At 41.4% G+C, this 12,727-nt stretch carries 12 protein-coding genes; 4 read left to right on the plus strand and 8 right to left on the minus strand.

Going from position 1 to position 12,727, the window contains the following annotated elements; translation table 11 throughout:
• Window positions 1–13: 13 nt before the first annotated feature.
• Complete coding sequence (locus LGO15_RS13100) at window positions 14–535, minus strand: peroxiredoxin family protein (protein WP_167830850.1); 522 nt, start codon at window positions 533–535, stop codon at window positions 14–16.
• A gap of 266 nt (window positions 536–801) precedes the next feature.
• Window positions 802–1,851, minus strand: a complete 1,050-nt coding sequence (mtnA, locus tag LGO15_RS13105) for an S-methyl-5-thioribose-1-phosphate isomerase (RefSeq protein WP_167830851.1) — start codon at window positions 1,849–1,851, stop codon at window positions 802–804.
• Between the two features lie 201 nt (window positions 1,852–2,052).
• On the opposite strand from mtnA, the gene LGO15_RS13110 reads away from it, so the two are divergent.
• A complete protein-coding gene (locus LGO15_RS13110; protein ID WP_167830852.1) occupies window positions 2,053–3,075 on the plus strand; it encodes an NAD-dependent epimerase/dehydratase family protein in 1,023 nt (340 codons plus the stop codon).
• 51 nt (window positions 3,076–3,126) lie between these two features.
• Here the strand turns inward: LGO15_RS13110 and LGO15_RS13115 are convergent, their stop codons facing one another.
• Both LGO15_RS13115 and LGO15_RS13120 read right to left on the minus strand, forming a co-directional pair.
• Complete coding sequence (locus tag LGO15_RS13115; protein ID WP_167830853.1) at window positions 3,127–3,663, minus strand: DUF3231 family protein; 537 nt, start codon at window positions 3,661–3,663, stop codon at window positions 3,127–3,129.
• 60 nt (window positions 3,664–3,723) lie between these two features.
• Window positions 3,724–4,614, minus strand: coding sequence for a LysR family transcriptional regulator (locus LGO15_RS13120; RefSeq protein WP_167830854.1), 891 nt, complete (start codon window positions 4,612–4,614; stop codon window positions 3,724–3,726).
• Window positions 4,615–4,748: 134 nt separating this feature from the next.
• Here LGO15_RS13120 and LGO15_RS13125 point away from each other — a divergent pair, with 134 nt between their 5' ends.
• Window positions 4,749–6,035, plus strand: a complete 1,287-nt coding sequence (locus LGO15_RS13125; RefSeq protein WP_167830855.1) for an NCS2 family permease — start codon at window positions 4,749–4,751, stop codon at window positions 6,033–6,035.
• Between the two features lie 356 nt (window positions 6,036–6,391).
• Here LGO15_RS13125 and LGO15_RS13130 read toward each other — a convergent pair whose 3' ends face one another.
• The gene (locus tag LGO15_RS13130; protein ID WP_167830856.1) at window positions 6,392–6,940 is read right to left on the minus strand and encodes a hypothetical protein; all 549 of its coding nucleotides are present in this window, start codon (window positions 6,938–6,940) and stop codon (window positions 6,392–6,394) included.
• Between the two features lie 488 nt (window positions 6,941–7,428).
• Complete coding sequence (gene acnA / locus LGO15_RS13135) at window positions 7,429–10,137, minus strand: aconitate hydratase AcnA (protein WP_167830857.1); 2,709 nt, start codon at window positions 10,135–10,137, stop codon at window positions 7,429–7,431.
• A gap of 332 nt (window positions 10,138–10,469) precedes the next feature.
• On the opposite strand from acnA, the gene sspO reads away from it, so the two are divergent.
• Window positions 10,470–10,619 (plus strand): small acid-soluble spore protein SspO, encoded by a 150-nt coding sequence (gene sspO / locus LGO15_RS13140; protein ID WP_167830858.1) that lies wholly within the window; start codon window positions 10,470–10,472, stop codon window positions 10,617–10,619.
• 40 nt (window positions 10,620–10,659) lie between these two features.
• Here sspO and LGO15_RS13145 read toward each other — a convergent pair whose 3' ends face one another.
• Window positions 10,660–10,917, minus strand: a complete 258-nt coding sequence (locus LGO15_RS13145; RefSeq protein WP_167830859.1) for a hypothetical protein — start codon at window positions 10,915–10,917, stop codon at window positions 10,660–10,662.
• Between the two features lie 113 nt (window positions 10,918–11,030).
• Between LGO15_RS13145 and LGO15_RS13150 the strand changes: the two genes are divergently transcribed.
• On the plus strand, window positions 11,031–11,174 hold the full coding sequence (locus LGO15_RS13150) for a small acid-soluble spore protein P (RefSeq protein ID WP_023614207.1): 144 nt from the start codon (window positions 11,031–11,033) through the stop codon (window positions 11,172–11,174).
• Between the two features lie 89 nt (window positions 11,175–11,263).
• On the opposite strand, the gene selA is transcribed toward LGO15_RS13150, so the two are convergent.
• Window positions 11,264–12,670, minus strand: coding sequence for an L-seryl-tRNA(Sec) selenium transferase (selA, locus tag LGO15_RS13155; protein WP_167830860.1), 1,407 nt, complete (start codon window positions 12,668–12,670; stop codon window positions 11,264–11,266).
• Between the last annotated feature and the right edge of the window lie 57 nt (window positions 12,671–12,727).

Raw genomic sequence — 12,727 nt, forward strand, 5'->3', positions numbered from 1 at the left:
ACTGGTGTGGGATTTACTTCAAAAGTTCCTGCATTTGCTCGAATGTCAGCGAACCAATTTGCTTTTTAATAATCAAGCCGTGTTCATCAATAATCAATGAGGTAGGAATGGATATGACTGAATAGGTTTGCTGCGTCCTTCCTTCTTTATCAAGTAAAATAGGGAAGGTTAATCCATTCTCCTCGACAAATCCCTTTACATTATTTTGAGGATCAAGATTTACTGCCAGAATTTCCACTTCTTTTGAATTTTCCTTATAAAATTTCTCCATTGCCGGCATTTCCTCTTTGCAGGGCGGACACCATGTGGCCCAAAAGTTCACCATCACTTTTTTACCTCTGTAGTCTTTCAGGCTGACCTCTTCTCCATCAAGGTTTTTCAATGTGAAATTCGGTGCTGCCATCCCGGCACCGATGCCAGTCGTTGCATTAGATGCTTCAATTGCAAGTGGTTCATCGGCCGTATTTAATTGCTGAAAAATTGCAAATAACACTAATCCAGCCAGTATACCTGCTCCAATCGCTTTTTTGATCATTGGAAAACCCCCTTTGATTTGTTTACAAGTAGGATATCCCAAGTATACAAAGATAATGAAAGTGGAAATGTGAGAATATTTGAGGATTATGTGAATTTTATTTGAAAGTTGCCCTGACACTAGTCGATGGGTCCGAATCTTGGTTCACCATCGATTGAAATTTAAGCAGCTCCAGCATTTGTATTCCACCTCTCATTCCGTTCTTATGCCGACATTAAAAGCGCAGCATAAAAATGCCAGGGAGTGCATCCCTGGCATACTGCTTGCTATTTTTCAAATAAGCGCGGCAGGTCTTCGCTGTAATTTCCACGCATGATTCCTTTTTCTGTTATGATTGCTGTGATTAAATGATGAGGTGTTACATCAAATGCCGGGTTAAAAACCTTAACGCCTTCAGGGGCTGTCGATTTTCCGAAGCCTGCAGTAATCTCCTCTGCCGCTCGTTCCTCAATCGGTATTTCTTCGCCAGTTTTCGTTTCTAGGTCAATTGTCGATAGTGGCGCAGCTACATAAAATGGGATATTATGCGCTTTGGCAAGTAAAGCAACACCATAGGTACCAATTTTATTAGCTACGTCCCCATTGGCTGCCACGCGATCGCAACCTACGATGACTGCTTGTACCTTTCCCTGTTGCATCACCATTGCTGCCATGCTGTCAGTGATAAGGGTAACATCGATTCCAGCTTGCATCAGTTCCCAGGCTGTCAGTCGCGCTCCCTGGAGCAGAGGACGCGTCTCATCAGCAAATACCTTGATATCCATTCCTCGTTCCTTGGCCAAATAGATTGGAGCGAGCGCGGTACCGTATTTTGCTGTAGCTATTCCACCGGCGTTGCAATGAGTCAACACAGTCATCCCATCTTTAAATAAAGTCAATGCATGCTCACCAATGGAACTGCATACATTTTCATCCTCCTGGCGAATCAAATGAGCTTCTTCTTCCAATAGCTCTTTAATTTCCTTTACCGGCTTTCTATTTTCAACCTTTGCTCGAGTATCCATCCTTTTGAGTGCCCAGAAAAGATTGACTGCAGTCGGCCTAGATGTAGCCAGGTAATCCGCTTGCTTTTTGAAATACGTATAAAATGTCTCAAAATCCTTCTCGGGGGCATCAATAATACCTAGCACCAGACCGTAAGCAGCGGCAATGCCTATTGCCGGAGCCCCCCTTACTTTGAGCTGTTTAATAGCATCCCATACATCATCTATATTGCTGATTTCCAGGAATTCTGTAACGTGGGGAAGTTTTGTTTGATCTAATATATAGAGCTTTTCACCGTCATACTTAACGGATTGTAAAAATGTTTCTTCCAAAATGGGTCCTCCTTCTGCCTTTTAAGACAATTCTGAAACTAAATATCATTTTAACAATTTTCTTCTTTACAGCAAATAAAAATCGACCTAAGAAAAAATTTTGTCTAATATTAAATTTTCTAAATTATCTATTAATATGTTATCGTATAAACACGCAATAAGATTGATCAGAAATCATTCGGATAGACTGGGGGCTTGATTATGAAAATTCTAGTAATTGGCGGAAGCCGATTTCTTGGCAGGGCATTTGTAGAGGAAGCGCAAAAAAAAGGCCATGAAATCTCAGTATTTAATCGAGGAAATAATAATGAAGTGTTGCAAAATGTTGAGGTATTGATTGGCGATAGGAATGGAAACTTAGATAAACTAAAAGGACGTAATTGGGATGCCATTCTGGATACTTCTGGTCTAATACCAAGTTCTGTTCGGAACTTAACATCAATTCTAAAAACGCAAACAGACTTCTATGCCTTTGTATCAAGTATTTCAGTTTACAAGGACTGGATTCTAAAAGGAATCACAGAGGATTACCCAGTTCAAACAATGCCTTTAGAAGAAGCAGATGAACTCACAAAGGACCCTAATGGCGATTTATTAGAATATTATGGTCAGTTTAAAACATTGTCAGAACAAGAAGCCGAAAGGAACATGCCAGGAAGGGTTTTAAACATTCGCGCCGGACAATTGGTTGGAGAAAATGACTATACTGACAGGCTGCCGTATTGGGTTAATCGTATTTCTGAAGGAGGCCAAGTGCTTGCTCCTGGAAATCCGCAAACATCGTACATTCAATTAATTGATGTGAAGGACATGTCGAAATGGATTTTAAAAATGATGGAGGAAAAAAATGCCGGCACTTACAACGTGACAGGAAAACCAATGCCTTTGCTGGATCTTTTCACTAAAATCAAGGAATCTACAGGCAGTGATGCGGAATTTAACTGGGCAGGTGAGAAATTTCTTCTTGAAAATAATGTTGTACCCTGGACAGAGATGCCTCTTTGGATTCCGGAAAATACACCGTTAGGGCCTGAGCATCAAGAACCATGGAAAGGAGCCTTCCATATTAATATTGACAAAGCCCTTCAATCCGACCTTACCTTTCGACCAATCGAAGAGACCATTCGAGAGGTACACGGTTGGATACAATCAATGGAGGAAGCTAATTATACTTGGAAAGCAGGAATAGCCCGGGACCGTGAAAAGACACTTCTTGAAACCTAAGCAAACCATGAGTTGAAAAATATTTAAAAACAGCGCTATTAGGCGCTGTTTTTACTTCTTTCCGGTAATATAGTAAGGCGGTACTCTCAGCCAGCCCTTTTCCTGCATAAGTGTTTTTAGTGTCAAAGAAAAGGTGATTTTCATCATATGGTACTTTGCAAATAAATAGCCAACATCCGACCTGACAGATTCGGTGATTCCTCTTGTAGCAGATGTAATTCCGACCACTAGATTATAGGCGATCAGATTGGCAATCTCCTCATCGTTCATTCTTGCTCCTTCAGGAAGTGCCTGGTATTCACCAACCACCTTTTCTGCTCCAACATCAGGGAGAGGGATTCCTTCATCCTTGAAAAACTTAGTCAATTCATCAATCATTGGCCTGTGTACATTATTGATTATATCCACGATTTTTTCTTTTAATTCTGGATCCTGGGCTAAATTATATGCGTGCTGGTCATATCTAAGGGTTTGTTCCGTGCCATGGAGATAAAACCATAAATTCATTACTTCTCCAACGTGCAATGGCTTTTTTTCGCCGTCCATAAAAGGGCTGAAAGCATCCTTCATGACTTCAAAAATATTCAAAGCAGGACACCTTCCTTTCTTTTTAGAATTTGCAGTTATTATTGGAAGAATATTACCTTTCTATTCATGACCAGTATCATTGATCCCGAGCCTCAATTTTACCAAATCAATAAAATTCCTTGCAGGTCTGGAGAGGTGATGTTGCTTTAACCAGATTAACCCTACAGAAGATCTCAAACCAGCATCAGTTATTTCCCGTGCGAAGAGATTTGGGTGTCCATATGATTGAAAAACTGATTCAGGTACTATAGTCGAACCAATTCCCGAGGAGACCAATTGCATCAATACATTCATGTCCGAGCATTCGCTAATGACTTGAAGCGGAAGCTGGGCTTTAGTAAAAGCGTCGTGTATGATACTATAGCTTCCCAGCCCTTCTGTCGAAGGAAGAATTAATGGTACATGACTGATTTCTTCCATTGAAATCTTTTCTGTCTCATTTTGCCTGCAAACAAAAATGAAGGATTCATTATATAAATGTAGGTAATTCAAATCCTGATTGGCCAGTGGCAGCCTGACAAGACCAAGTTCAATTGTCCGATTCTTCACAAGTTCAGCAAGGTACGCGGAATCATTCTGGACGATTCGCAAATAAACAAGCGGATAGGATGCATGAAATGCTTCCAGCCATTCAGGAAATTCCGGTACAGAAAGTGTATTGATTCCAATGGATAAATTCCCCTTCCTGCCTTCATCCGTCTCTTGGAGTTCATTCTTCACTTCTTCGAATGCATGGACAATATTCAGTGCATGCCTGTATAACAATTCACCCTTATCCGTCAATTCAAGCTTTTTTCCGTGCCGCTCAACAAGCATTACCCCTAGTTCTTCTTCCATTTGTTTTAATTGAAGGCTTAAGGGTGGTTGTGACATATGAAGTTTATGGGCTGCTGCTGTTATATTCCTTTCCTCTGCTATTGCGATGAAATACCTCATTTGCCTAATATCCATTAAAATCTCCTTCTATTTAAAAAAGATATAGTTTTGATATAAATTATATATTTTATATATAGATAAAGTCTATGTTACGATATTTTCATTCGTTTCAAAACGGAAAAATTTATCTATAAAAGAGAGGAGAAAAAATGGATAAATTATTTGATTTAAAGGGACATGATACAACGTTCGGTAGAGAGCTATCTGCAGGTCTTATCTCCTATATAACTGTTGTATACATTATCATTGTCAACGCAACTATATTAGCAGCAGCAGGAATACCATTAGAAGCCGGGATCATCGCTACGATCCTCACCGTGTTCGCAGGGTGTTTGCTTATGGGATTCTGGAGTAATACTCCAATTCTAGTGATTCCGGGTATGGGTTTAAACGCGATGTTTACTTATACAATCGTGCAATCCGGCGGTTTCTCTTGGCAAGAGGCACTTGCCATGGTTTTCGTTTCGGGTATTCTATTCATGCTTTTAGCCTTCACTCCGCTGGCTAAGACCATTGTCGCCTCCATCCCGGACTCTTTGAAAGAGGCCATTACAGTCGGCATTGGAATACTATTGATTTTGATCGGTTTTGATAATAGCGGAATTATTGCAAGTTCAGAGCACACCTTGTTGGAAATAGGTGACTTAAGCAGCTCCACTGCACTGATCACATTGATTGGATTAATTGTCACGGTGATTTTGTTCATAAAAAATATTCCAGGTAATCTATTATTGAGTATTGTTTTCACATCTGTCCTTTCATTATTCTTTGGGGATTTTAAAAGCGGCGGAGTTTCTTGGAGCATGCCTTCATTTGGAGAATATACTTCTGTTTTTGGTCAAATGTCATTTGCCCAGGCGGGTAATTTCGTATTTTGGCTGACAGCCTTTTCGCTTGCCATGGTCGTCATATTCGAGAACATCGGACTGATCCATGGGCATACTAAAATGCTGAAACAGCCTCAAAAATTCAAGAAATCCCTCCAGGCTAATTCGATTTCTGTAGCTACAGCGGGAATTTTCGGTACTAGTCCGACAGTATCTTCCGTAGAGAGTGCTGCAGGGATAGCAGCTGGGGGCCGAACAGGATTGACGAGCATAATTACTGGTGTCCTGTTCCTTGCGTCCATCGTATTGATTCCTGTGATCAAAGTAGTGCCGGAAAGTGCAGTTTCACCAGTTTTAATTTTAATAGGAATATTGATGCTTCAGAATATCACGAACATCAAGCTTGATGATCTTCTCGAAAGCTTCCCTGCACTTTTAATTATTGTGTTGATCCCATTAACCTACAGCATCGCCGATGGCATGGCAATTGGCTTCATTCTTTATCCACTATTGAAACTTCTGATGGGTAAAGGCAGGGAAATCCAGCCTGCCCTTTATATGATCGCATTGCTGTTCCTTGGGAATTTTGTTTTGCAATATGCCTTATAATAATGAAAGGCTGACGAAAATCATTCATTGTTGATTCTTGTGTAGGCAAGAGATTTAATAGGCGGAGATATTCCGGCTATTGTATATAGATGACCCTTTTTAAGGTGAAATAAGTGGAGATATTCCGGTTAACTGCTATAAAAAAAGATAAATTTCTTTGATTTGGATTAATTAGACGGAAAAACGACCCTTATTTTTAATAAAATAAGGGTCGTTTGCAAAATAAGCGAAATTTATCCGTTTATTTTTACACACTTTGAAAACTAACATTCAGTTAGTTTGTCTTTCGTATAGATTCTAGTACCGGAAACAATGATAGTAGCCTGCGAAAAACAGCCTTGAATTCCAAGGCTGTTTTAATTTGCTTTTGTGAGGATATAGGACTCAGCTTGATTATTCACATTCGGTATGAACTTAGCAGCTTCCTGGAATAAATGGATTTGCGCAGCTAGTGCCTGATCAGCCGTACCCATTCCATACATCTTCAGGGATCTCTCAAGCACGAGCATCGGTTCATGACCATTTACATAGTAGAGACTCTCACCAGCACGCGGATAATAGGATTCAAGAGGCTTAGCATTGGATATGATATGATACTGTGCCTCGCCATTTTGTGAGTACCCAGCCACCACGGCTTCAAACGGCCGTCCATTATTTAATAGCATGGAATTATTGATTGAGGATTGGATTGACTCTGCCAACTCCTTAAGACTGAATCCTTGCTTAATAAGAGTTTCAGCAGCACTGGCGGCCATCAAGGTATATTCTTCATCACCTGAAAAAGCAATGAAGGCAGTATCCGGTATTAACTCTTTAAACCTCATATCATCGATCACCTGATGAATCCCAAAATCAGTAACCAATGAAATAAAATCTTCTCTCGCTACAATTGATACAAGGCCCATAGAAATCACTCCTTATGTTCCATCTACCTTAAACATACCTCTTTGGGAGCAAATATCAATAGGAGAAGTTGTCGATTAATCAGAAGTTTTCGCGTATTTTGTAAGACTCGTGATCTGAGAGAGTGAACAAGGCCAATATGTGAAGACTATACGAATTGATAGAGATTCATGGAGTCAATTCCTTCCCAGAAGGGTACCGTTCAAGCAGTATCGTTCCCTTATGCAAGCACTTCCTTCTTCATAAGGGTACCGTTCAAGCAGTATCGTTCCCTTATGCATGCCTTTCCTCCCGCATAAGGGTACCGTTCTCCTAGTATCGTACCCTTATGCATGCCTTTCCTCCCTCATAAGGGTACCGTTCTCACAGTATCGTACCCTGTGCATACCATTCCTTCCTCATGAGGGTACCGTTCACCTCAAATCTTTTTCTTGAAAAATTAAAAACCCCCTGGACCGCATTACGACCAGGGGGTTCTGTCTGTATTATTTTATGCCTTTAACTTATCACGAAGTACCATTTGCAGGATGCCGCCGTGACGGTAGTAGTCGATTTCTACTTCTGAATCGAAACGAACAAGAGCTTCGAAAGTTTTCTTGTTTCCATCTTCATCAGTTGCAGTCACAGTGATGATGTCGCGTGGGCGAACTTTCTCATCAATCTGGACATCGAATGATTCTCTTCCTGTCAGGCCAAGAGTTTCAGCGTTTTCACCAGCTTTGAATTGAAGAGGCAGAACGCCCATCAATACAAGGTTTGAACGGTGGATACGCTCGAAGCTTTCAGCGATAACAGTCTTGATTCCCAATAGGTTAGTACCCTTTGCAGCCCAGTCACGGGATGATCCCATACCGTAATCTTTTCCTGCGATAACCATTAGGCCTGTGCCCTGCTCTTTGTACTTCATGCAAGCATCAAAGATGGACATGACTTCGTTCGTTGGCCAGTAAGTCGTGAAGCCGCCTTCTGTGCCAGGAGCGATTTGGTTGCGGATGCGGATGTTCGCGAATGTTCCGCGCATCATGACATCGTGGTTACCACGGCGTGAACCATAAGAGTTGAAGTCGCGTGGCTCTACACCCTTTTCACGAAGGTATTTTCCAGCTGGCGTATCTTTTCCGATCGCACCTGCAGGAGAAATATGGTCAGTTGTTACAGAGTCACCGAACTTGCCGACAATACGCAAGTTATTCAATGGAGCAACTTCCCCAGCCTCTGGAGTTAAACCTTCAAAGAATGGCGGATTTGCGATATAAGTTGATTCCTCATCGAAAGTGTAAAGCGGATCGCTGTTTGTTTGGATCTCGTTCCACTTTTCGTTGTCAGTGAATACAGTTTCGTACTCTCTTCGGAATAGTTCTGGTGTTACAACGCGGTGAACGACTTCGTTCACTTCTGCAGTTGATGGCCAGATATCCTTGAAGAATACATCATTTCCATCTTTATCTTTTCCGATTGGGTCATTCTGAAGATCGATGTCCACAGTACCAGCAAGTGCATAAGCAACTACTAACGGCGGTGAAGCCAGGTAGTTTGCTTTTACAAGCGGATGGATACGTCCTTCGAAGTTACGGTTACCGGAAAGGACAGAAGTAACTAGAAGATCACTTTCAGCAACAGACTTTTCGATTTCCGGCTTTAATGGACCGGAGTTACCGATACATGTCGTACATCCATAACCAACAAGGTTGAAACCAAGAGTTTCAAGGTAAGGAAGCAATTCTGAATCGCGAAGGTATCCAGTTACAACCTTTGAACCTGGTGCCAACGAAGTCTTAACGAACTTAGGAACTTCCATTCCAAGTTCAACAGCTTTTTTGGCAACAAGGCCTGCACCTACTAGTACGTATGGGTTAGATGTATTTGTACAGCTAGTGATCGCTGCGATTGCGATAGCACCAGTTTTCATAGTAGTTTTATCGCCATTAGCGAACTCAACAACCGCTTCTTTATTAATTTCTTTCTTATCAAGGCCGAATCCCTGGTTTCCTGCAGGAGCAGTCAATGCTTCCTGGAAGGATTTCTGCATTGCGGAAAGCGGAATCAAATCCTGTGGACGCTTAGGACCAGAAAGGTTTGCTTCGATTTCAGAAAGATTGATTTCTACTACATCAGTATAAACTGGCTCTAATGCAGGATCGAAGAATAATCCGTTTTCCTTGCAGTATGCCTCAACCACTTTAATGTGGTCTTCTGGGCGGCCAGTTAAACGCATGTAATCCAATGCTTCTCCATCTACTGGGAAGAATCCGCAAGTAGCACCGTATTCTGGTGCCATGTTTGCAACAGTTGCACGGTCAGCAAGTGGAAGTGTAACAACGCCAGGTCCGAAGAACTCGACGAATTTACCAACAACACCTTTACTGCGAAGAACCTGGGTCACTTTAAGTGCAAGGTCAGTTGCAGTAGCGCCATTAGGCATATCACCTACTAATTTAACACCTACTACTTCTGGTACTGGGAAGTATGATGGCTGGCCAAGCATTCCAGCTTCTGCTTCGATACCGCCTACGCCCCATCCAAGAACACCAATACCGTTGATCATTGTAGTATGTGAGTCAGTACCTACTAACGAATCTGGGAAAGTTTCAAATTCACCATCTGCATTTTCTACAGCGTGAACGACGCTTGCAAGGTACTCAAGGTTCACCTGGTGAACGATACCAGTTGCCGGCGGAACAGCGCGGTAGTTGTCAAATGATTTCTGTGCCCAGCTCAAGAACTGGTAACGTTCAGCATTACGTTCGAATTCAAGTTCCATGTTCACATTAAGTGCGTCTGGAGTTCCGTATTTATCAACCTGTACAGAGTGGTCAATAACTAGATCAACCGGCTTTTCAGGATTGATTTTGTCTGGGTCTCCACCCATGTCAGCCATTGCTTTTCTAAGTGAAGCAAGGTCAACGACTGCTGGTACACCAGTGAAGTCCTGAAGAATGACACGTGAAGGCTTGAATGGCACATCCACTTCTTTCACTTCGCTGGTTCCCCATTTTGCTAGATTTTCAACATGCTCTTTTGTGATTACAAAGCCATCATGCTGGCGAAGCACGGATTCAAGCAAAACCTTCACAGAGTAAGGCAGTTTTGATACATTGCCGATTCCAGCCTTTTCTAATGCTGCCAGGCTATAGTAATGATAGCGTTTCCCGTCAACTTCAAATGAACTGCGGGCGTTAAAAATATCTTGGTTTGACATATGTTTACCCCCTTCTTCTACGTAAACATCATAAACTAATTAAAAGTAATTGTCGAAAAGTTTGAATCTTGTATTCCATCCTAACTTTTCTCACAATTTCATATTAATATAACCTTGTGTATAAGTAAATAACAAGAAAGTTATTGTGATTGATAAGTTTTTCTTATTATAAAAATCATAAACATGATGAAAACAATTTTTATGGGATTTTATCAATGGGTAAATCCTTTTCCATTTAAAGCTTCTCCGGACTAAAACTATTTCACTAAAATGAAAAAGCTGGATTGCACAGTGACTTATGGGAAAAAATATGGCAGATGGAGGTGAATACTGTGGTAAAAAGAAAAGCAAATCATGTCATTCCTGGAGCGAATGCCGCTAAAGCCCAGGGCAATGGCGCAGGCTATAACGAAGAAATGGCAAATGAACCGATGACTGAAATTGAAAAGCAAAATAATAAGAAGCGAAAAAAGAATCAATAGAAGAACAAAAAGCGGAAGGCTCCCCTTCCGCTTTTTCCTGTTATTCCATGTTCACTTCATTTACGATGCTGCGTAAGTCCTGCTGGAACCTTTCTAACTGTGACCGTTGATGCTCAGATGCATTTTCGAGTGCATTTTCGATTTGCTGGAATGCTTCATTCACTTCATTTTTTAGATGCTTCAGTTGATGTCCATAGCTTGCTGAGTCCCGGACTATTTCCGAGTATAGACCTTGCGCGTCTTCGAACCCTTGCTGTGCTGCCTGAAAGGCTTGCTGTTTATCTTTATTATAAGGCATTGTGTTTTCCTCCTGGTGTAATAAATCTATACCGTTAAATTGCTCAGTTAAATGTAATTTATTCAGTATAAATTCTGTGAAAAATCCAATCCTATTATCAGGAGGGATGAGCAATGAACAAAAATGACTCAAAGGATATGCGCAAAAATGCTCCTAAAGGCGACCAAGACAGCCAGCCTGCTCCATTAAGCGGTTCGAAGAAAGTGAAGAATCGCAATCACACTCGTCAGAAACATAATTCGCACCACGATATGTAAAATAGGTCAATGGAATATCTATAACCAGAAAAGATTTATTCCCACTCTAAAAAAGTAAGGACTGCACCTAAAAAGGCAGCCCTTACTTTTTAAATGGTCTTGATTGCATTTAGAAGTATACTTTCTTCTTCTGCTGTAACTGTCCGAAGATCGATATGGACCTCTTCCTTTTGTATACGGACGACGATTGCTGGTGAATGTTCAGTGCGGAGCTTTCTGGCAATATGTTCAGCACTGATATCCGGATGTCTAATGGTGACTAATAATGTAGGAAGATGGACATCAGGCATCGTCCCGCCGCCCACCTGACTTGTTCCTTCAGCCACAACCGCTATTATGCCATTATTCAAAGCATTAATTTCACGGATAAAACGGTCACTCCTGTCTTTCAGTTCATCCAGAGGAACAAGCAAGTCCCTTAAAGTTGGAATATTGAGAAACCCTTGTTCTCCTTTAAGATAATCCATCAAAGTACCCTCTAACGCGGCAAGTGTCATTTTATCTACTCGTACCACCCTGGCAAGCTGGTGCTTTTTCAGCTGATCAATGAGTGATTTCTTGCCAGCGATGATACCGGCCTGCGGTCCCCCAAGAAGCTTATCTCCGCTGAATGAAACGATATCTGCTCCCATCTTCAGGACTTCACCGACAATTGGTTCGTCTCCAATTCCGTGGCGGGAGAAATCGTACAGGACACCACTTCCCAGATCTTCATAAAAAACAATCTGGTCATGCTTTTCTGAAAGTTGAGCCAGTTCCTCAGTTTCAACTGTTTTCGAAAATCCATAAATCTTAAAGTTGCTTGTATGGACCTTCATGATCATTCCAGTATTGTCGTTAATCGCATTTTCATAGTCATATAAATGCGTTTTATTGGTTGTTCCCACTTCCACTAAATGAGCTCCGCTTTCCTCCATGATTGAAGATATCCGGAATGATCCGCCTATTTCAACGAGCTGCCCTCGGGAAACAATGACTTCCTTGTTTTTCGCAAGTGCACTCATGATTAAATAAACAGCAGCTGCATTATTATTGACAACCATCGCTGCTTCAGCACCAGTGACTTCCTTAACAAGGGTTTCAACATGGCTGTGCCGCGAACCCCGTTCACCTTCCTGAAGCTTGTACTCAAGATTCGAATAATTCTTTGCCGTTTCTACTACATGATTCACTGCGCTTTCGCTCAACCGTGCCCTGCCAAGGTTCGTATGTAAAATAGTGCCAGTAGCGTTGATGACCCTTTTCAAAGTAAAGGCGAATCGCTCTGCTGCTGCTGAATCAAGCAATTCGAAAAACTTGTCTATAAACATTGAGGTACCAGGTTCAGGACCGTTCCATTTTCCATTAACAATATCTTTTCTTATATCATTTAACACCTCTTTTATGATGAGTGTGAAATGTTCTGTATCTGTCTCATACTTCTCGATTAAATCGATGAACCTTTTATCTTTTTGTAATTCGTGGACAGCAGGAAGCTGTCTTAAAAATTGTTTCAAAGCCTATCTCCCCCACAACTGTAGTGCATTCATAATTATATCATTATTGCCCAATTA

This window comes from Mesobacillus sp. S13 (genome assembly GCF_020422885.1).
Classification (GTDB): Bacteria; Bacillota; Bacilli; order Bacillales; family Cytobacillaceae; genus Mesobacillus; species Mesobacillus selenatarsenatis_A.